We start from the raw sequence: 21,177 nt of genomic DNA on the forward strand, positions 1-21,177 counted from the left end.
ATTAGACTACGCAATCTTTATACATAGCTTAAATGGATAGCAACAAGCAATATTGGAAAGGTTTGGAAGAGTTGCAGCAAACGCCGGCTTTCGTAGCACAAAGCAAGGGGGAGTTTGCCGAGACAATTCCTGTTGAAGATGTTTTGAATGAGGCTGGCCTAAGCACCAAAACTCCGCGTCGGGACTTCCTGAAAGCGCTGGGTTTTGGGGTAGGTGCCGTCACATTGGCAGCTTGTAACCGTACACCGGTACACAAAGCCGTGCCTTATTTGATCAAACCGGAAGAAATCACTCCCGGTATCCCCAATTTCTACGCATCCAGTTACAAAGGACAGAGCGTGTTGGTACGGACGCGTGAGGGTCGGCCCATCCTGTTGGAGGCTAACCCTGCGGCCGTAGACTTGAATTGTGGTACAGATGCCGGCACGCAAGCATCCGTGCTCGACCTGTACGACCAATCAAAATTAAAGGGTCCGAAGTTCAACGGAGCCGATATATCGTGGGACGAGTTGGATACACACGTCGTTACCGCGTTGGGTGCGGCCCAAGCGGCAGGAAAGCAAATCCGTATTGTATCTTCCACGGTTAACAGCCCATCAACAATCGCGGCTATCGCCCGCTTTACCGAGAAGTATCCGACCGCTAGGTTGGTCGAGGTCGATGCGGTTTCCTATAGTGGTATCATCGAAGCGAACGAGCGTAGCTTTGGCAAGGCCGTCGTACCGCATTACCGGTTTGACAATGCCGATGTTATCGTTAGCGTGGCAGCCGATTTCCTGGGTACCTGGCTCAGCGGCGAGGAGCACACGCAGCAATACATCACCAACCGCGACTACAAGAGCCTGAAAAAAGGGAAGATGTCGCGCCATATCCAGTTCGAAGGAGGCATGAGCCTGACAGGCACCAACGCTGACGTACGTGTGGCCATCAAACCTTCGGAAGAAGGTCCGTTGATGATCGCACTTTACAATGCGGTAACAGGTAACAATCTGCCCGGCGCACTGAGCACCAATCCGAAGGCCCAAACCGCATTGAAGTTGGTGGCGCAGGAGCTATTACAGGCCCGTGGCCGTGCAGTAGTGGTTTCCGGTTCGAACGATGTAGGGATACAAACGATGACCAATGCCCTCAACGTAGCGTTGCAAAGCTATGGTGCGACCATCGATTTGGATAACCCCTCCCACCACCATAAAGGCAATGACGAAGCGTTCGAAGCATTTTTGGCCGAAGCGGGCCGAGGTGATGTAGATGTCGCGTTCTTCCTGAACAGCAACCCGCTATATGAGTATGTCAAAGCAGATACGCTGGCGGAGGCGTTTGGAAAGATCAAGTTTAAACTTTCTTTTGCCGATCGTGAAGACGAAACGGCAGCGGAATTGGATGCCATTGCGCCGAACCATAATTTCTTGGAATCTTGGGGCGATGCCAATCCGCGGGGCGGATATTATACCATTGTACAGCCAACAATCAATCCCGTATACAACACCCGTCAGGTAGAGCAAAGTCTGCTAGTGTGGGCTGGCGATACGACCGACTACTATACATTTGTTAAAAATAACTGGGAGCAGCAGATACTCGCCGGTAGCAGTAAGACTTGGAAAGACGTGCTGCAGACCGGATTTGAGTTCAAAGGTGACCAGCCGGCATCGACATATAGCTTCGATGTAGCGGGTTTGGGCGCCGTGGCGCAAGCGATCGCTGCGCAAAGCAAAGCCCAAGCCAAAGATGTAGAAGTACAACTATACCAAAGCGTGGCACTCAAGGATGGCAAGCAAGCGAACAACGCCTACCTGCAAGAATTGCCCGACCCGGTGTCGAAAGTAACCTGGGATAACTACGCAGCGCTGAATCCCAAATTTGCCGAAACACTGGGCTTGGGTGAGAACAGCCTCGTAACGGTGGAGGGTGAGAACGGTTACAAGATAACCCTACCCGTATTGATGCAGCCGGGGCAGGCGATGGGGACTGTATCTATTGCCCTGGGTTACGGCCGTACCAAAGCCGGTAAAGCAGGCAACAACGTGGGTCAGAACGCATACCCTTTTGCGAAGTTGCAAAATGGTACGATGCAGTACAATACAACGGCGACGTTGACAAAAGCCAGTGGCTCATATGAGCTGGCCCAGACCCAAACGCACCACACCATCGAGGGGCGTAACATTATCCGCGAGACCAGTTTTGCGAAGTACCAGGAGAATCCGGCCCATAACGCTGGTCGGTGGACCGATACGCACAAAACGTACGATTTGTGGAACAAGTACGAACAGCCGGGCCACAAGTGGGTGATGGCTATTGACCTCAATGCTTGTACGGGCTGTGGTTCTTGTATCGTTGCTTGTAATCTTGAAAATAATATTCCGGTAGTAGGCCGCGACGAAGTACGCCGCCGCCGTGAAATGCATTGGATACGTATCGACCGGTATTACTCCATCGAGCAAGACGGTAAAGCGTATACCGAAGAAGACGAAATCCGTCACCTGGACGATATGGAGAATGTATCGGTGGTACACCAACCGATGCTCTGCCAACACTGCGAGCACGCACCGTGCGAGACAGTTTGTCCCGTATTGGCTACGGTACACTCCTCAGAAGGACTGAACCACATGGCTTACAACCGGTGCTTCGGTACGCGGTATTGTGCCAATAACTGCCCCTACAAAGTCCGTCGTTTCAATTGGTTCAACTACTGGAATGATTCGCGTTTCGATAACTACCTCAATAACGAGTTCACCCATTTGGTGCTCAATCCTGACGTGGTTTCGCGTTCACGCGGTGTGATGGAAAAATGCTCGATGTGTATCCAGCGCATCCAAGCGGGTAAACTGCAGGCCAAGATGGAGAAGCGTCCGTTGAAAGACGGCGATATCAAGTTGGCATGTGCCTCAGCGTGCTCGGCAAACGCCATTATCTTCGGCGACGCCAACGATCCCGAATCGGAGGTATCAAAAGCGTTGAAGAATGAACGGGTATACTATGTGCTGGAAGAAATCAATGTACAGCCAGGCATTGGATACATGACGAAGGTTAGAAACACCTACGAGGCTTAATTAATTTTTGAAAAAACATATTTATGTCATCGCATAACGAATCAATAATAAGGGAACCTTTAGTAACCGGTAAAGACATCACCTATGCCAAGGTGACTGACGATATCCTGTTGCCGGTGGAGAACAAGCCTAACAAAGCATGGTGGATTGGCTTTACGTTGGCAGCGTTGGGCGCTTTGCTTTGGGTGTTCAGTGTGGGTTATACGTTCTGGACCGGTATTGGTGCCTGGGGGCTTAATAAGACCGTGGGCTGGGCGTGGGATATCACCGACTTCGTTTGGTGGGTAGGTATCGGTCACGCCGGTACATTGATTTCGGCAGTACTTTTGATTTTTCGCCAAAACTGGCGTAACTCCATCAACCGATCTGCAGAGGCCATGACCATTTTTGCGGTAATTTGCGCGGCTACCTACGTGGTTGCTCACATGGGCCGCCCTTGGCTTGCGTACTGGATTTTTCCGCTACCCAACCAATTCGGCTCGCTATGGGTTAACTTCAACTCGCCGCTGGTATGGGACGCATTTGCGATCTCTACATACTTTACCGTATCGTTGGTGTTCTGGTATTGCGGGTTACTCCCCGACATTGCTTCCGTACGTGACCGTGCTGCGGGCTTGAAGCGGCGGATATATTCCATCATGTCATTCGGATGGAACGGATCTGTGAAAACCTGGCAACGGTTTGAGATTGTATCGTTGATCCTCGCCGGTATTTCCACGCCGCTGGTACTTTCGGTGCATACCATCGTATCCATGGACTTTGCCACGTCGGTAATTCCAGGCTGGCACACCACTATCTTCCCTCCCTACTTCGTCGCAGGCGCTATCTTTTCGGGCTTCGCCATGGTGCAAACGCTGTTGTTGGTGATGCGCAAGGTGCTCAACTTCGAGAACTATATCACGATGTTCCACATCGAGTCGATGAATAAGATCATCCTGGCTACGGGTTCGATTGTGGGTGTTGCTTATCTGACCGAGTTGTTCATCGCTTGGTACTCGGGTTCGGAATATGAAATGTATGCGTTCGCCAACCGGATTGCCGGGCCTTATTGGTGGGCATATTGGACGATGATGACCTGTAACGTTATTTCACCCCAACTATTTTGGTTTAAACGTATCCGTACAAGCATCCCCATTTCATGGGTGCTTTCGATCGTGGTTAATATCGGGATGTGGTTTGAACGTTTCGTGATTATCGTTACCTCCCTGCACCGCGACTACTTGCCTTCCAGCTGGGCTATGTTTTATCCCTCGTGGGTAGATGTTGGCGTATTTGTTGGGTCGGTAGGGGTCTTCTTTACACTGTTCCTGCTGTTCCTTCGTTTCCTGCCCGGCATAGCCATCGCCGAAGTGAAACTGTTGCTGAAGAGTTCGAGCTTGCAGCATAAGACGAAGTTGATTGAGGAAGGCCATCAAGATAAGGAACAGGTCGAATTTTTCAGGAAGTCGCTGACCAAATACGATTCGGTTACGGACCAAGAAATTAACGAATTAGAAACGAAATAGCGCAATGAGCAATATTAAGTACATCCTTGGCAGTTTTGCCGATCCAGACGAAATGATGGATGGGATCGATAAACTGCAAGCCAACAACATCAGCATCTACGATTGCTTTACCCCGATGCCGATCCATGGTATCGAAGCGAAACTCGGCGTCAAGCCTTCGCGCTTACCAATTGCTGCTTTCTGCTTTGGAATTACGGGTACATGCCTTGGATTCAGCTTGCTGTATTATACGATGACCTACGATTGGCCGATGAATATCGGTGGTAAGCCATCGCTTCCGCTGCCGGCATTCGTGCCTGTTACGTTTGAGGTGACGATTTTACTTTGCGCGTTGGGTATGGTGGCGACATTTTTCTACCGTAACCACCTGTTTCCCGGCCGTGCCCCCCGGGTGATGGATTTGCGTGCTACGGACGATCGGTTCATTATCGCCATTGATGCCAAAGACAATGGGGAACATGAGAAGATCGAAGGCCTGCTGAAGTCGGCAGGTGCGGTTGAAGTGAAGTACAACGAACGAAAATATGTTAGCTATGAATAAGATGAAGCTTCTTAGCGCTGTAGGTGCGGCTGTTGCGATCGCGGCAGTGGTTACTTCTTGCGGTGACGGCACCACACGTAGCCGGGGCTGGGAGTTTTCACGGAATATGTATGACCCTTTAGGCTATAATCCCGATCAGCCGAATCCGAATTTTGCCGATGGTAAAACGGCTCAGATGCCCCCAGCGGGTACCGTACCGGTGGGTTTTGAACGATTTGCTTATGCGAATACCACAGAAGATTACGAGCGTGCCGGAGCGGAGCTGGTGAACCCGTTGGTACATACAGAAGCCAATCTCGCCAAAGGTGAAGCGCTTTATCAGGTATATTGCGCGGTATGCCATGGACCCGAAGGGCATGGTGACGGCTCGATTACGAAAGACAGGACCCTGGAGGCTGAGTCGCGTCAGTTGGAAAACTTTCCGCCGCCGCCCTCCTACGCACGGTCAGACAGTGCCAACTCTTCCCGGGGGGGAGCGATGGCTGATCTCAGCGCTGGCAAGATATACCACACCATTACCTACGGGCTGAACATGATGGGGTCGCATGCATCGCAACTATCGCCTGAGGAACGCTGGCATGTGGTCATGTATGTTAGAGAATTACAAAAGAAATAATATTATATCAGCTATATTAAATGGGAACTCACAGTCATCATAACGATTATAACTTCAGCGAGCAGTTTAAATTCACTGGAAGGGGGAAAGTGGTGAGTTTGGTTGCGCTAGCCATAGGCGTCGTGACTATCGCTATTGGCTTACTTTCCAGCGACCACGTCACGGTCGAGCGCACCTACGCCAATCTGTTGCTGATGGGGTATTATTTTACCGGCGTATGCGCAGCTGGCGGATGTTTTCTAGCGCTTCAGTACGTTACCCAAGCGGGTTGGCCGTCGGGTCTGATACGCATACCGCAGGCAATGGCGTATGTGTTGCCTGTTGCTTCATTGATTTTGCTCGTCATTATTGTCAGTGGGTTGTTCTCGCATAACCTTTACCATCACTGGTTTGGCGAAGGGCTTACCGATCCGAATAGTCCTAATTATGATGCGTTGATCGCAGGGAAGTCGTCATTTCTTAATGCGCCTGGTTTTTTGATTAGACAAGTCGCGTTTATGGGAGCGTATAGCATCTGTGCATGGCTTTTGGCGCGGTATTCCTACAGTGAAGATTTGCAGGGCGGACTGAACTCCTACAAAAAAAGCTTCAAGTTGTCTGCAATATTTCTAGTGATTTTCGGATTCTCCTCACCCATCTGGATGTTTGATACCATCATGTCATTGGAAGCCCACTGGTTTTCCACGATGTTTGGCTGGTATAACTTCGCTGCGATATTTGTTAGCGGTCTCTGTGTGATTACGTTGATGGTTATCCTGTTGAAGAAAGCGGGTTATTTAGCGTGGGTCAACGAAAATCACCTGCATGATCTTGGAAAATTGATTTTTGGGTTTTCCATTTTTTGGACGTATGTTTGGTTTGCACAGTTTATGTTGATTTGGTATGCAAACATCCCGGAAGAGACGGTGTACTTCTATAAGCGCTGGGAGCCGGAATACAAACCTTGGTTTTGGATTAACATATTCATTAATTTTGTGATACCGGTGTTGGTATTGGTTAATCGTGACTTTGTACGGAACAGTAAGATACTTGCTACGGTGTGTGTTATACTGCTTCTCGGCCACTGGCTTGATTTTTATATCATGGTGATGCCAGGTACGGTAGAGGCTCATCGTGCGTTTGGTTGGGTAGAGATTGGTGCGGCGCTCGGTTTTACAGGACTGTTTGCTTTCCTCGTACTCAACAAGCTGAGCAAACATGCGTTGGCGCCGGCCAAGCACCCGTTCTTGGAAGAGAGTTTGCACCATCAAATTTAAGGTAGTAAAAGCTACCGAGGTGAAAATAGAGATACGAAACACTAAATAGGGATAATCGTTATAATAAGAAATGGGCTTTATAAATAATAGCAAGTTTAGGGCAGTCGTTGTGCTGGCATTCATTGTGGGAATAGGGCTGGTAAACCGCGCGTTTTCGCAGGAAGCTGCTGCCACGGCGGCAGATACGGTAGCGCAAGCGGTAGACACGGCAGCGGTAGCGGCGGCTGACACAGCGGCAGTTGCTACTGATACGGCAACGGCGGTTACCGATACAAGTGCAACGGCTGCGCCTGCTACAGCGGCGGGTGGCACCACGGCTGCGGCGGCGACGGAAGAGAGCGGACCGAACATCGACCCGCAGGTATACATGAATTTCTTTTATGGCCTGTTGTTGGTGTTTTTAATTTGCGTGCTGGTAGGGGTAATCGGTAAGATTATCCAGGTGTATGAATTGACTCGGCGGATGAATGGGAAGGACACAACCTATTACATGCGTAATTTCAATGCCAAATTATTCGTGCTTGCACTCGTATTGGGCTTGTACGGCGTCTATTGGTCGTATGCGCACCACGGTGCCCAGTCGTTCCGGGCGGCGGCGACCGAGCATGGCGCAAGCATCGATACCATGTTTATCATCACCACGGTAATCTGTACAGTAGTATTGGTCATCATGCACATTGCGATGTTCTCGTTTGCCTACATCTACCGTGCCCGGCCGAATCGGAAAGCCTATTTCTATCCCCATAATAACACATTGGAAAAAATCTGGACGATTGTTCCAGCCGTGACACTGACGATACTTGTGCTCTTCGGTTTCTTTACCTGGCGCTCAATCACCAACGTTTCCGAAGAAGCCCAAAAGGAGGCAATACTCATCGAAGTGGTGGGCGAGCAATTTATGTGGACGGTAAGGTATCCCGGCCGGGATGGCAAAATCGGTGAGCGAAACTACAAGTTGACCACTCCGCTCAATGGTTTGGGTATCGACTTCAACGATAAGAACAGTTGGGACGACCAATTGGGAAGCGAAATCGTTATTCCGGTGAATAAACCGGTTCGTATACAGATCGGGTCAAAAGATATTTTACATAGTTTCTATATCCCCGATTTTCGCGTGCAGATGAATGCCGTACCGGGCATGAAGACCTATTTCCAGTTTACCGCGACGATAACCACCGAGGAGATGCGCGATAAGATGGGCGATTATAATTATGACTTTGTCATGTTATGCAATAAGATATGTGGCGGTGGCCACTACAATATGCAGAAGAAGGTACGGGTGGTTACCGAAGAGGAGTATCAAGCGTGGCTTAACGAGCAGCCGTATTTCTTCACTGAAGATTTGCGGAAAGAGTTTCAATTGTCTCAGGCTGCCAATGATGAGGAAGACGCCAACTTATTGGCCGAAGCTAACTAAAGATCGAGGAAATAACGTATTTAATACAGAGATATGTCAAGTATAGCAAGCGCAGATACACATGGTTTAGAACACCACGCTGAACATGGGCATCACCATGAATCATTTTGGACTAAATATGTATTTAGTCAAGACCACAAGATGATTGCGAAGCAATTTTTGATTACCGGTATCATCATGGCCGTTTTTGCCATGATCTTATCCATATTGTTTAGGCTCCAATTGGCTTGGCCCGATAAGGAATTTCCGATTTTGGAATTGTTTTTGGGCAGCAAATGGGCCGAAGGTGGACGTATCCACCCGGATTTTTTCCTGGCGCTGGTCACCATACACGGTACCATTATGGTATTCTTTGTACTTACGGCCGGGCTTAGCGGTACGTTCAGTAACCTGCTGATTCCTTATCAACTTGGCGCCCGGGATATGGCATCGCCTTTTATGAATATGCTTTCATACTGGTTCTTCTTTGGGGCGTGTGTCGTTATGGTCTCGTCCTTCTTTGTGGAAAGCGGACCAGCTAGTGCGGGGTGGACGGTCTATCCGCCACTATCTGCGGTGCCCAAAGCCATCAGCGGCTCCGGTTTGGGGATGACCTTGTGGTTGGTTAGTATGGTGATGTTCATCATATCGCAGGTGTTAGGTGGTACCAATTATATCAGTACGATTTTGAACTTGCGTACCAAAGGGATGGACCTTTGGAAAATGCCGCTGACAATATGGGCGTTTTTCCTGACGGCGATTGTCGGATTGCTTTCGTTCCCGGTGCTGGTATCGGCCGTGGTATTGCTGTTCTTTGATCGGAGCGTCGGTACTAGCTTTTACCTATCAGATTTGGTTATCCAAGGGCAAATCCTCCCCAATGAGGGTGGAAGCCCTATTTTGTTCCAGCACTTGTTCTGGTTTTTGGGTCACCCCGAAGTGTACATCGTATTGATGCCTGCGCTGGGGCTTACATCAGAAGTGATCTCGACCAATTCTCGTAAACCGATCTTTGGTTACCACGCAATGGTTTACTCCCTGGTTGGTATTACCGTATTGTCATTTATCGTGTGGGGCCACCACATGTTCGTCACCGGGATGAATCCGTTCCTGGGTGGTGTGTTTATGATTACCACACTGATTATAGCGGTACCTTCGGCGGTGAAGTCGTTTAACTACCTGGCTACGTTATGGCGGGGGAATATCCGGTTTACGCCGGCTATGCTTTTCGCCATAGGGATGGTGTCGTTTTTCATCTCAGGAGGCTTAACCGGATTGTACGTGGGTAACTCTGCCTTGGATATTAACCTGCACGACACCTATTTCGTTGTCGCCCACTTCCACTTGGTTATGGGGTCGGCGTCGATATTCGGGATGCTGTGCGGTGTTTACCATTGGTACCCCAAGATGTTCGGCCGCATGATGGACGAAAAGCTGGGCTATCTTCATTTCTGGCTCACGTTTGTAGGTGCGTATTTCGTATTCTTCCCCATGCACTTCATGGGAATCGACGGCGTGCCGCGCAGGTACTACGCCTTTACCGAATTCCCGTTCATGGAGAAATGGATGTCTGTGAACGTGTTTATCACTTGGTCTGCAATCATCGCCGGTTTAGGACAGATCGCCTTCCTGTGGAATTTCTTTACATCCATTAAGTTTGGTAAGGTTGCGCCACAGAACCCTTGGGGTTCCAACACATTGGAGTGGACTACACCGGTGAAACATATTCACGGCAACTGGCCTGGGGAAATTCCGACGGTTTACCGGTGGCCATACGATTACAGCAAGCCAGGGCATCATGAGGATTTCATCCCACAGACGGTTCCTTTCTCTGAAACGATGAGTTCAAACCTGCCCCACGATTTCGAGGGCAATCCGGAGGCGGAACGTATCCAGCGGGAATGGGAGTTGGCGAACAACCCCCAACGGGAAAAGGAAACGGAGTAACCGGACATGCTGCCCCCCGCTGAACGACGATTTTTAAGGATTAACAAGATAACGATTGTTTCGATATTCCTGGTGATCCTCGCAGGCGGTGTGGTACGGAGTACGGGGTCGGGTATGGGATGCCCAGACTGGCCCAAATGTTTCGATCGGCTGGTACCGCCTACGGATGTGTCGCAATTACCGCCTGGCTTTGAAGAAAAGTACATCGCGGGACGGAAGGCCAAGAATGAGCGGTTCGCGCATATGTTGGAGCGGTTTGGTTACGAGGAGCAGGCCGACCGTATCCGGCACGATGAGAGCATCCTCCAACATGAGGAGTTCAACGCAGCGAAAACGTGGACAGAATATGTCAATCGATTGGTGGGCGCGGTAACAGGGGTTTTGGTATTGCTCACCGCAATATGCTCCATTACGTTCTTTAAAACAAAGCGATCCATTTTTGTTTGGAGTGTGATCAATGTATTTGCTCTGGGTTACCAGGCTTGGTTGGGGTCTATTGTTGTATCGACCAACCTGATGCCTTGGATTATCACGGTGCACATGTTGTTGGCACTGGTTATTTTGGGCATTAGCATCTACACCTATTTCAAGGTGAGATCGATGCGCGACAAAGACCTGCTGATTAATCACACGTCACGTTGGATTAAGCCACTGGCGATATTTTCCCTATTGGTCATTGTATTGCAAGTGGCTATTGGCACCGGGGTGCGGGAAGAGATTGACATGATAGCCTCATCGGGCAATTGGCCCGATAGGGCGCATTGGCTGGATCAGGTCAATGGGGTGTTTGAGCTCCATCGTAGCTTGGCCTGGGTGTCGGGTATCGTCATCGTAGCGCTGTTCTTTGTGGTACGTTCGCGGTTCGCCGCCAATACCCACCAAAGCAGATTTACTAACGTGCTGCTCATACTGTTCGGATTACAGTTAGTTAGCGCGTTGATATTGGCCTATTTAGCAATGCCCCCGTACGCCCAGACGGTACATTTGATGGTGGCCTGTTTGTTGTTCGGTACACAGTATTATCTGGTATTGCTGTTAAGCACGGTGTCGCGGAAGAACATTTTATAATTTGAAGGAGAGGAAATGAATATATCGGATAATGACATGCAAGCCAAAAAAAGCAGGGGAGATGTCGTTGTGCATAAACAACATCGGGGGGTGGTGCTCGCAGAAGTGATGCAGTTTGTCGACGATCTGAAGAAGTTGGTCAAAATGAGGTTGACCATGACAGTGGTGTTCTCGGCCTCCATTGCGTTCCTCATAGGCAGTAAGCAACAAGGCGATATCAACTGGCTCAATTGGCTGATACTGACACTTGGTGGCTTTCTGGTTACCGGTTCGGCCAATGGCTTCAACGAGATTATTGAGCGCGATTTGGACAAGCTCATGAAACGTACGGCAGATCGACCGATTCCTGCCGGGAGGATGACCACGGGGCAGGCACTAGTACTGAGCTTGCTGATGGGGATTGTAGGGACATACACACTGGTTACGCTCAATTTTATAGCCGGCGTACTGTCGGTGTTTTCCATTATTCTTTACGCCTTTATCTATACTCCACTGAAGCGGAAATCGCCGATAGCCGTATTTGTTGGCGCGTTCCCTGGGGCACTTCCGCCGTTAATTGGCTACTATGCGGCTTTCAGCCAAAATGATTTGGCTGTATATAGCCAATCAAATGCGGCGGCGATTGTCGTGATTCCGCTGGTTTTATTTGCCATCCAATTTGTATGGCAGTTTCCTCATTTCTGGGGTATTGCTTGGGTGCTGGATGAAGATTATAAGCGGGCGGGCTTTCGGTTATTGCCTACCACGAAACGCGATAAAGTGTCGGCATTCATGGTGTTGGTCTCTACTTTATTGATGATTCCGGTAAGCTTACTTCCGTACTATTTCGGGTTTGGCGGTTTGGCGGTCTCACTGGTCTCCTTAGCAGGGGCTTTGCTGTTCAGTTGGTATGGTCTCAAATTGTTCATGCAGCGCGATTTGGCATCTGCCCGGAAGGTGATGTTTACGTCTTTTTTCTACTTGCCGGTTATCCAATTGGTATTACTGTTTGATTTTGTAGCATTATGATAGCCATGGTACAATACACCCAAAATAAAGAAGATTTAGCGCAGCAAAAAGCTAAGAAATTCAATCTTTGGCTTGGCATGATTGGTATGTTCATGATGTTTGCCGCACTATCCAGTGGTTTTATCGTGTACACGGCGGGGGGAGTGGACCGCGGTATCAAAACGATATTACCCGATGCCTTCATTTACAGCACGCTTTTGATTGTGGCCAGTAGCGTGACCATGCAACTGGCCTATGTTGCTGCAAAGAAAACCCAATTTGCGAAGCAGAAACTACTGCTCGTAGCAACACTCCTGCTGGGCATTGGTTTCTTTGTCATCCAAGTATATGCTTGGGGCATACTAACGAGTAGGGGAGTCGTGTTTGTGAATAACAATGCATCCCAATCGTTTATTTATATTTTTACCGGCATGCACCTCGCTCACATTCTCGCGGGCGTCCTTGTGTTGGCTCGTGCGTTGGTAGGGCGTGTTCAAGGGATTAACCAAGTGAATAATGTATTCCGGATGGACTTGGCTACGCTGTTTTGGCATTTTCTAGGCTTTTTGTGGATTTATATTTATGTTTTTTTACTTTTGAACCAATAATACTGAACAATGAGTACAACTGTAACGGAATTAGATAAGGTAAAGACCGGACGATGGAACGGTGGTAGGTCGCCTTTCAACGTGGAGTACGGCAAAATCATGATGTGGTTTTTCCTTACCTCCGATGCATTTACGTTTTCCGCGTTTTTGATTTACTACGGCTCGCAACGGTTCGCCCACATGACGTGGGTAGATCCGGATAAGGTCTTCCAGTCGATCCCTTTCATAGCAGATTACGGCTATCCGTTGGTATTTGTGGGGATCATGACCTTTATCCTCATCATGAGTTCGGTAACGATGGTTCTGGCCGTTGAAGCCGGTCACCGCAATTCGAAGAAGGAGGTGGTTGGCTGGATGATTGCTACCATTATCGGCGGTTTGATGTTTATTGGTTGTCAGGCTTTGGAGTGGACACACCTGCATCATGCTGGTTTCTGGTGGGGCAGTATTCCTTCACAGGAGGGCGTATCGCCCGAGGTTACCCTGGCACCCTATTTTTCGAAAGACATTTCGGAAGTTTCGGCGTTGCAGTTCGCCAATCTCTTCTTTACCATCACGGGCTTCCACGGTTTCCACGTGTCCATCGGTATCCTGCTGAACATCATTATCCTTTTTATGACATTGGCCAACACCTTCCAACGCCGGGGTAGCTACCTGATGGTAGAGAAGGTAGGACTCTACTGGCACTTTGTAGATTTGGTGTGGGTATTTGTATTTACGTTCTTTTATTTGGTATAAACAGTTAAAGCAGTTATTGAAATTATGGCTACGCAAGATCATACAGTAGAACACGCGGAAGGGCAGCACCACGAGGGCATGACCAAACGTAAGATTTGGCAGGTGTTCTTTTACCTCCTCGCACTTACCGCATTGGAGTTTTTTATTGCACTCGTATTGGTCCACGGTGGGGTCATCGAAAAGAGCATGGCGGTGAATGTCGTTTACATCGTACTTACTTTGGTTAAGGCTTATTACATCGTAGCCTACTTCATGCATCTTAAGTTTGAGACATTCGGCTTCATCATGTCTGTGGCTATCGTATTCATATTGATTATTTACTTCATTGCACTGATGCTTACTGAAGGCGGGTACCTCAATACCCATTATCACGCATTCCCGCATTGGGCTAATCCACAATGACAGGCTCGGCGAATACAAGTGGCATAAAGAAAATCATAATCCTGGCAGTTATTTTGATCCTGCCAGGATTTTTATATTTCTTGCTGGAAAGGAAGGGTGAAAACCGATATCAGAAGTTGCCTATTTATGGTGAAAAAGTACTAACGGGCACCTTCACCAGTAGGATGGGTAAGCAGGTGCCCGATACCCTGTTTCATCAGATTGCCCCTTTTTCACTGACCGGCCAGGAGGGGGCGCCCGTACAGGTGTTGACAAATGATACGACCATATCGGTGGTTAATTTCTTCTACACCCGCTGCGCCACCTTCTGCAAGCACATGAACGATGAAATGAATCGGGTAGCTGAACGTTTTGCCACGAATGGGATGATCAACTTTTATACCATCACCGTAGATACGGCTTATGATACGCCAGCTGTCTTGCGGAAGTATTCGGAACCCTATCAGCCTGCAGCGAAAAAATGGCATTTCCTCACAGCCGGCGAGGACGATGTGTATGCTATTGCCCGGAATGGATTCCTGGTTGATGCGGTACAGGATACGACGCGCGATGCGCATTTCATCCACAGTTCATCGCTGATATTGGTAGATTCCAAACAGCGCATACGGGGCTATTACGATGTGAATAGGAAAAAGGAGGTGGACCGCTTGATCGACGAGCTTAAATTACTGCTGGTGCAGGAGATCAGGGAAACAAGTCCGTATTGAGATACGGGATGTGAGATATGAGAAGTGAGATGCAAGATATGAGCAAGGAGCAAAGCATAAGCGACGACGCGAGGAAGTATAACAAGTGGATTATCATACTTTCCATTGCTATTCCAGTGGTTGTAGCCATCCTGTTTGGTGTAAACCTGCGGGATCTGGGATATGATGTGAAACCGTTAACCTTCCTGCCACCGATTTATGCCACCATCAATGGTTTGACGGCCATATTGCTGGTCATGGCCGTGGTGGCCATCAAGAACGGTAAACGCCGCGTACATGAAACCCTGGTGAAAATATGCATCGGTTGTTCAGCGGCATTTCTGCTAATGTACGTCGCCTACCACATGACGGCCCAGTCTACACCCTACGGCGGGGAAGGTTCTATCCGCTATGTTTACTTTTTTATCTTGATTTCCCATATCCTGCTGTCCATTGTTGTCATCCCTTTTGTACTCATCACGTTTGTCCGGGGTCTGTCTGGCGACTTTATACGGCACCGCAAGTTGGCCAGGTACACCTTCCCCCTCTGGTTGTATGTGGCGGTTTCAGGCGTGGTGGTTTATCTGATGATTTCGCCGTATTACACCTAAATCCGTACCTTTGCTTATATGCAACGTATTTGGATATATCAAGCCGACCGGCAATTGACGGCGGCCGATAAAGCAAAGGTACAAGACAAGTTAGCGCTGTTCACGGCCGATTGGAAGGCGCACGGCCAGCCTTTGGCCGCAAAGGCCGAGATTCGTTATGATCGCTTCATTATCCTGATGGTGGATGACGCCATCGCCCCGCCAACAGGTTGTTCCATCGATAAATCCGTATACCTACTTAAGGAAATCGAAGAGGAAACCGGACTGAATCTCTTTGACCGCCTACAGATGGCTTATCGAAAAGGAGAGCAGATCGTTGCGGCCCCACGCCATGAGTTTGAGCGGCTAATTGCTGAAAAGGAAGTGACAGAGGATACTATCGTATTCAACAACCTGATTACCTCGTATCCCGAACTCGATACCCACTGGGAAGTGCCGATGAAAGAAAGCTGGCACGCACAGGTATTTTTGTAACTGACAGTTGATGATTGACAGACCATTCACCATCCATTATCGATAATTAGGGAATTTCGCTGTGCCCCAAATACCGCACAATGGTGCGGGCCTTGCGGTTGATGAAGGCCGTCGGTTTGGCGGGCGACCAGCGTCGTGGATTGGGCAGTACGGCGACGATCAACGCCGCTTGCCGCTTGGTAAGACTCTTTGCAGATTTTCCGTAATAGTGTTGCGCGGCAGCCTCCGCGCCATACAGGCCGTCGCCCGTTTCAATTACATTCAGGTACACTTCGAGGATTCGTTTCTTACTCCAGAACAATTCAATCAACAAGGTGAAATACGTTTCGAAACCTTTTCTTATCCATGAACGGCGGGGCCAAAGGAATACGTTCTTTGCGGTTTGCTGGCTGATGGTGCTGCCTCCGCGTAGCTTGCCGCCTTCCTTGTTGCGCTGATACGCATCGGCGATCGCCTCGCGGTCCAGCCCCCAGTGTTCCATAAAACGGGCGTCTTCGCCAGCGATGGCTGCACGCTTCAAGTTATCCGATAAGTTGTCATACCGTCGCCATTGCTTCGTTATTTTCCATTCTTTACCATCGGCTTTCCGTTCAATACCGCGTTGCACCATCAGCCACGTGATAGGCGGATTGATAAAACCAAGCACGATCACCCAGCCGATGGTGATGATAAAGAAATAAGCAACTATCCGCAGGGACCACCGGAGGTATTTATTTTTAACCTTCGGGAGGTGTTGAGATCGTCGTTTTCGTTTTTGCCTACGTTTTCGTTTGGCTGCCATAGTCTCTGTTACGCGAATATAATAGAAACTTGCCAAATCACACCAATAATCCTATTTTTACCCCCCTAACATGGCAAAGACAGCAAGTAAGGCGGTGAAAAGCACGTCAAAGAAAGAAACCCCGTTGATGCAGCAGTACAACAGCATCAAGGTGAAATATCCCGGAGCGTTGTTGCTTTTCCGTGTAGGCGATTTCTACGAGACGTTTGGCGAGGACGCTATCAAGGCTGCCCGTATTCTCGGTATCGTGCAAACCAAACGGGGTAATGGCAGCGAATCGGAGACCGCCTTGGCGGGCTTTCCGCACCATTCCCTCGAAACCTATCTCCCTAAACTGGTTCGGGCTGGCCAGCGTGTAGCGATATGCGACCAGCTGGAAGACCCAAAGACCACCAAGACCATCGTAAAACGGGGCGTAACCGAACTGGTAACCCGGGGTGTGTCTTACAATGATAACATTGTCCAACAGAAATCCAACAATTACCTAGCGTCCGTTTTTTTCGATAAACAGACCGTTGGTGTGTCATTCCTCGATATTTCCACGGGCGAATTTCTGGTGGCACAAGGAACCCCAGCCTACATTGATAAGCTGCTCCAGGGTTTCAAGCCCACGGAGGTCATCATGGGCAAACGCCAATACAAATCGTTTGTTGACCAGTTTGGAAGCCAGTTCTATACATATACCCTCGACGAATGGGCGTACACGGGCGACTATGCCACGGAAACCTTACTCAAGCACTTCGAGGTTAAATCGCTCAAGGGATTCGGTGTGGATCGTTTGCCGTTGGGTATTGTGGCGGCAGGCGTGGCGTTGCACTACCTCAACGAAACCGAACACCGCAACCTGCGGCATATTTCGACCCTTTCGCGCATTGAGGAAGACCAATATATGTGGCTCGACCGATTTACCATCCGCAACCTCGAGCTGGTGGCGTCAGCGAATGAGCAGGCCGTTACACTGGCCGATGTAATGGACCAAACGGCCTCGCCCATGGGCGCTCGCTTGCTGAAGCGCTGGATGGTGATGCCGCTGAAGGATGAAAAGGCCATTACGGAAAGGCTCGAAGTTGTCGACTACCTGTACCGGCAAGCCGATCTCCGCGAGGAGTTGATCCGTGAAATCAAGCAGATCGGTGATTTGGAGCGGCTCATCAGTAAGATTGGCCTCCAGAAGGCCAACCCCCGGGAGGTCGTTCAATTGAAGCGGGCCCTCCATGCCGTGGAAGCGTTGAAAACACGCATCGGCAGTGTGTCGGTACCCGCACTCAACACCCTTGCCGACCAGTTGAACACCTGTGTGCTGATCCGCGAACGCATCGAAACACAGTTACAGCCCGAACCCCCGGTGGCGGTGAACAAAGGGAACGTTATCGCCGACGGTGTGGACAGCGAGCTGGATAAGCTACGTGAAATAGCGTTCGGTGGCAAAGATTACCTGCTCGCCATCCAGAAGCGCGAAGCGGAGGCCACCGGCATCCCTTCGTTGAAGATTGCCTTCAATAATGTATTTGGCTATTACCTGGAGGTGACCAACGCCCATAAGGACAAAGTGCCCGCCGAGTGGGTGCGTAAGCAGACGCTGGTGAATGCCGAACGGTACATTACCGAAGAACTGAAAACCTACGAAGAACAGATACTCGGCGCAGAAGAAAAGATACAGGCATTGGAGACCCGGTTGTATGGTGAGCTGGTAGCCGCCGTTGCCGAATACATCAAACCGATACAGCTTAATGCCCAACTCGTGGCGCGGCTTGATGTACTGCTCAATTTTGCAGTGATTGCCGAACGGAACCATTACGTGAAGCCAACGATCGACCTCAGCAACGCCATCGACATCAAAGGTGGCCGCCATCCGGTCATCGAACAGCACCTCCCGGTCGATGAAGACTACATCACCAATGATGTTTTCCTCGACAACGACACCCAGCAGATCATCATCATCACGGGCCCCAACATGGCCGGTAAATCTGCCCTGTTGCGGCAGACCGGACTGATTGTACTCATGGCACAGATGGGCAGTTTCGTGCCAGCTAAGGAAGCACGAATTGGCTTGGTCGATAAAATATTTACCCGCGTGGGGGCATCGGACAATCTCACCTCGGGCGAATCGACCTTCATGGTGGAGATGAACGAGACGGCCAGTATCATGAATAACCTCTCCGAACGCAGCCTTATCCTGCTCGATGAGATCGGACGGGGTACCAGCACCTACGATGGTATATCCATTGCCTGGGCGATTGCAGAGTTCTTGCATAGCCATCCGGCGGCAAGGGCAAAGACGCTCTTTGCCACCCATTACCACGAGCTGAACGAACTCGCGGCCTCTTTCCCGCGAATCAAGAATTTCAATGTCTCCGTAAAGGAGGTGGCGAACAAAGTGATTTTCCTCCGTAAACTGGTACCCGGTGGCAGCGAGCACAGCTTCGGTATCCATGTAGCCAAACTGGCCGGGATGCCCCCTAAGCTGCTGCAACGGGCGAACGAAATCCTGAAGCGGCTGGAGCAGGAGCGCACCGGTGGTGAGCACATCAAGGACAGCATGAAGAAAATCCAGAAGCAGGCCTATCAGCTGCAGATGTTTTCTATAGACGACCCCATCCTTGTGAAAATCCGGGATATGCTCAACAACCTCGATGTGAACACCCTGACGCCTGTGGAAGCACTGATGAAGCTGGATGAGATCCAGCGGTTGTTGAAGAATTGACACTGATTACCCATTTTCCGGTACCGGTTAACATTTTTCAGATACCGATTAGGTTTTCTCCGATACCGGAAAATTGCTTACCTGTATCGGTTGAGATTTTCCCGATACCGGTTAGGACTTTCCTGATACCGGTTAGGTTTTTCCCGATACCGGAAAATTGCTCACCTGTATCGGTTGAGATTTTCCCGGTACCGGTTAGGACATTTCCTGTACCGGTTAGGTTTTTTCCCATACCGGAAAATTGCTTACCCGCATCGGTTGGGATTTTTCCGATACCGGTTGGGACGTTTCCTGCACCGGTTAGGTTTTTTCCGGTATCGGAAAATTGCTAACCTGTATCAATTGAGATTTTCCCGATACCGGAATGCGCTTTCCCTATATCGGTTAGGACTTTCCCTTTACCAGTTAACATTTTTCCGGTACCGGTTAGGTTTTCTCCGATACCGGAAAATTCCTTACCCTCCTTCTTCATGTTCCTTTTAAACGTTAATTAAACTTGTGTTTGGAAATAGGTTTCTTTAAGTTTGCGTATCGCTTTTTTGCCCTTTAGACATGGCAGCATAACTGCGGCAATCGTTTGCTAATGGGTTAACGATATAAATACGATACAGAAACAATTATAAATTAATGGATAACAAAGAGACAGTGGGTTTCACACGCCGCGGCTTCCTGAAAACGGGTGCGGCGGCAGCTGCAGGGTTTATGATCCTGCCACGCCATGTGTTGGGTGGTACCGGGTTTATCGCTCCGAGCGACCGCCTCAATCTGGGGTACATCGGTACCGGCAGACCATCATTTGACGTTGAAAAATAAAATAGCCATGAAATCAAAAGAAAAAACACCGATATCCCGTCGCCAGTTCCTCGCATCGACATCCGCCCTGATGATCGGTGCAGCAATTGCTCCGCCAGCCTGGGGTATGCCAGCCTACATCCGTAATCTCGGTAAACCGGATTCCGTATTCAAGGGCGTGCAGATCGGCGTAATTACGTATTCTTTCCGGTCAATGCCAAGCAGTGCGGAAGAGCTATTGCGCTACTGCGTAGAAGCCAATGTGAGCGCTGTGGAGCTGATGGGGCCAGCAGCAGAAGCGTTTGCCGGTGCGCCGGAAGCACCTGCAAAGACCGGCGATGAGGAGACCGACAAGGCCGCGCGGACGGCATACCTCCAAACACTGGCCTCATGGCGGGCAAATGTGCCGATGACGCGCTTCAAACAGCTCCGCAAGATGTACAAAAAGGCAGGTGTCAGTATCTACGGTTATAAGCCGAGTGCGCTGGGGGCGAACAATACCGATGCGGAAATCGACTACGCCTTCCGTGCCGCAAAGGCATTGGGCGCTAACCAGGCGAACGTGGAGTTTCCGAAAGACCCGGCACATACCCAGCGTCTGGGTGCCATCGCTGCACAGAACAAGGTGTATGTTGGCTACCATGGGCACACGCAACAAACTTTCGATATGTGGGATGGAGCCATCGCACAATCGCCCTACAATGCCATCAATTTCGATATGGGGCACTATGTGGCGGCAGGTTATGAAGCCATTCCATTCATCGACGCCAAACATCCGCACATCGTAAGTATGCACACGAAAGACCGGAAGTCGAAAGCCAATGGCGGCGCAAACCTGCCATGGGGCGAGGGCGATACGCCGATTGTCGAAGCATTGCAACTGATGGCGGAACGTAAATATAAGTTTCCCGCAACAATCGAATTGGAGTACGCCGTGCCGGATGGCTCGGATGCCGTGAAGGAAGTAGCTAAATGTGTGGAGTTTGCGCGTAAAGCGCTTCAAGTATAACTGGTAGAA

General features: G+C 49.7%; 21 protein-coding genes. 18 read left to right on the plus strand and 3 right to left on the minus strand.

What is annotated here, in order from left to right; genetic code table 11:
* Nucleotides 1–32: 32 nt before the first annotated feature.
* The 15 genes from U9S71_RS01975 to U9S71_RS02045 all read left to right on the plus strand — a co-directional run bounded on the left by U9S71_RS01975 (nt 33) and on the right by U9S71_RS02045 (nt 15,882).
* Entirely contained in the window at nt 33–3,047 is a 3,015-nt protein-coding gene (locus U9S71_RS01975) for a TAT-variant-translocated molybdopterin oxidoreductase (RefSeq protein WP_326324834.1), read from the plus strand.
* 23 nt (nt 3,048–3,070) lie between these two features.
* Complete coding sequence (gene nrfD / locus U9S71_RS01980) at nt 3,071–4,552, plus strand: NrfD/PsrC family molybdoenzyme membrane anchor subunit (protein ID WP_326324835.1); 1,482 nt, start codon at nt 3,071–3,073, stop codon at nt 4,550–4,552.
* A 4-nt stretch (nt 4,553–4,556) separates the two neighbouring features.
* The gene (locus U9S71_RS01985; protein ID WP_326324837.1) at nt 4,557–5,093 is read left to right on the plus strand and encodes a DUF3341 domain-containing protein; all 537 of its coding nucleotides are present in this window, start codon (nt 4,557–4,559) and stop codon (nt 5,091–5,093) included.
* On the plus strand, nt 5,086–5,709 hold the full coding sequence (locus U9S71_RS01990; RefSeq protein WP_436410297.1) for a c-type cytochrome: 624 nt from the start codon (nt 5,086–5,088) through the stop codon (nt 5,707–5,709). The genes U9S71_RS01985 and U9S71_RS01990 overlap by 8 nt, the downstream gene beginning before the upstream one ends.
* A 20-nt stretch (nt 5,710–5,729) precedes the next feature.
* Entirely contained in the window at nt 5,730–6,965 is a 1,236-nt protein-coding gene (locus tag U9S71_RS01995; RefSeq protein WP_326324840.1) for a quinol:cytochrome C oxidoreductase, read from the plus strand.
* A gap of 70 nt (nt 6,966–7,035) precedes the next feature.
* On the plus strand, nt 7,036–8,382 hold the full coding sequence (locus U9S71_RS02000) for a cytochrome c oxidase subunit II (RefSeq protein WP_326324842.1): 1,347 nt from the start codon (nt 7,036–7,038) through the stop codon (nt 8,380–8,382).
* A 33-nt stretch (nt 8,383–8,415) separates the two neighbouring features.
* Entirely contained in the window at nt 8,416–10,308 is a 1,893-nt protein-coding gene (locus U9S71_RS02005; protein ID WP_326324844.1) for a cytochrome c oxidase subunit I, read from the plus strand.
* Between the two features lie 6 nt (nt 10,309–10,314).
* Entirely contained in the window at nt 10,315–11,376 is a 1,062-nt protein-coding gene (locus tag U9S71_RS02010; RefSeq protein ID WP_326324846.1) for a COX15/CtaA family protein, read from the plus strand.
* Nucleotides 11,377–11,481: 105 nt separating this feature from the next.
* A complete protein-coding gene (gene cyoE, locus U9S71_RS02015; RefSeq protein WP_436410300.1) occupies nt 11,482–12,384 on the plus strand; it encodes a heme o synthase in 903 nt (300 codons plus the stop codon).
* On the plus strand, nt 12,381–12,971 hold the full coding sequence (locus U9S71_RS02020; RefSeq protein WP_326324848.1) for a cytochrome c oxidase subunit 3: 591 nt from the start codon (nt 12,381–12,383) through the stop codon (nt 12,969–12,971). Before cyoE ends, U9S71_RS02020 begins: the two co-directional genes overlap by 4 nt.
* A gap of 9 nt (nt 12,972–12,980) precedes the next feature.
* On the plus strand, nt 12,981–13,709 hold the full coding sequence (locus tag U9S71_RS02025) for a cytochrome c oxidase subunit 3 (RefSeq protein WP_326324850.1): 729 nt from the start codon (nt 12,981–12,983) through the stop codon (nt 13,707–13,709).
* A 24-nt stretch (nt 13,710–13,733) separates the two neighbouring features.
* The gene (locus U9S71_RS02030; RefSeq protein ID WP_326324851.1) at nt 13,734–14,111 is read left to right on the plus strand and encodes a cytochrome C oxidase subunit IV family protein; all 378 of its coding nucleotides are present in this window, start codon (nt 13,734–13,736) and stop codon (nt 14,109–14,111) included.
* 80 nt (nt 14,112–14,191) lie between these two features.
* Nucleotides 14,192–14,818, plus strand: coding sequence for an SCO family protein (locus tag U9S71_RS02035; RefSeq protein WP_326324853.1), 627 nt, complete (start codon nt 14,192–14,194; stop codon nt 14,816–14,818).
* Between the two features lie 17 nt (nt 14,819–14,835).
* Nucleotides 14,836–15,408: a DUF420 domain-containing protein gene (locus U9S71_RS02040; RefSeq protein WP_326324855.1), complete on the plus strand. Its 573-nt coding sequence runs from the start codon at nt 14,836–14,838 to the stop codon at nt 15,406–15,408.
* An 18-nt stretch (nt 15,409–15,426) separates the two neighbouring features.
* Complete coding sequence (locus U9S71_RS02045) at nt 15,427–15,882, plus strand: ABC transporter ATPase (RefSeq protein WP_326324857.1); 456 nt, start codon at nt 15,427–15,429, stop codon at nt 15,880–15,882.
* 46 nt (nt 15,883–15,928) lie between these two features.
* On the opposite strand, the gene mtgA is transcribed toward U9S71_RS02045, so the two are convergent.
* Nucleotides 15,929–16,663, minus strand: a complete 735-nt coding sequence (gene mtgA, locus U9S71_RS02050) for a monofunctional biosynthetic peptidoglycan transglycosylase (protein WP_326324859.1) — start codon at nt 16,661–16,663, stop codon at nt 15,929–15,931.
* A 70-nt stretch (nt 16,664–16,733) separates the two neighbouring features.
* Between mtgA and mutS the strand changes: the two genes are divergently transcribed.
* Nucleotides 16,734–19,367 carry a DNA mismatch repair protein MutS gene (gene mutS, locus U9S71_RS02055; protein WP_326324860.1) on the plus strand — a complete coding sequence of 878 codons (2,634 nt, stop codon included), beginning with the start codon at nt 16,734–16,736 and terminating at the stop codon, nt 19,365–19,367.
* Between the two features lie 37 nt (nt 19,368–19,404).
* Here the strand turns inward: mutS and U9S71_RS02060 are convergent, their stop codons facing one another.
* Both U9S71_RS02060 and U9S71_RS02065 read right to left on the minus strand, forming a co-directional pair.
* Complete coding sequence (locus U9S71_RS02060; RefSeq protein WP_326324862.1) at nt 19,405–19,599, minus strand: hypothetical protein; 195 nt, start codon at nt 19,597–19,599, stop codon at nt 19,405–19,407.
* A gap of 96 nt (nt 19,600–19,695) precedes the next feature.
* Nucleotides 19,696–19,839: a hypothetical protein gene (locus U9S71_RS02065; RefSeq protein ID WP_326324863.1), complete on the minus strand. Its 144-nt coding sequence runs from the start codon at nt 19,837–19,839 to the stop codon at nt 19,696–19,698.
* Nucleotides 19,840–19,994: 155 nt separating this feature from the next.
* Here U9S71_RS02065 and U9S71_RS02070 point away from each other — a divergent pair, with 155 nt between their 5' ends.
* Complete coding sequence (locus tag U9S71_RS02070) at nt 19,995–20,180, plus strand: twin-arginine translocation signal domain-containing protein (RefSeq protein ID WP_326324865.1); 186 nt, start codon at nt 19,995–19,997, stop codon at nt 20,178–20,180.
* 7 nt (nt 20,181–20,187) lie between these two features.
* Nucleotides 20,188–21,168 (plus strand): sugar phosphate isomerase/epimerase family protein, encoded by a 981-nt coding sequence (locus U9S71_RS02075; RefSeq protein WP_326324867.1) that lies wholly within the window; start codon nt 20,188–20,190, stop codon nt 21,166–21,168.
* Nucleotides 21,169–21,177 lie beyond the last annotated feature (9 nt).

Origin of the sequence: Parapedobacter flavus (genome assembly GCF_035818675.1) — a bacterium.
Classification (GTDB): Bacteria; Bacteroidota; Bacteroidia; order Sphingobacteriales; family Sphingobacteriaceae; genus Parapedobacter; species Parapedobacter flavus.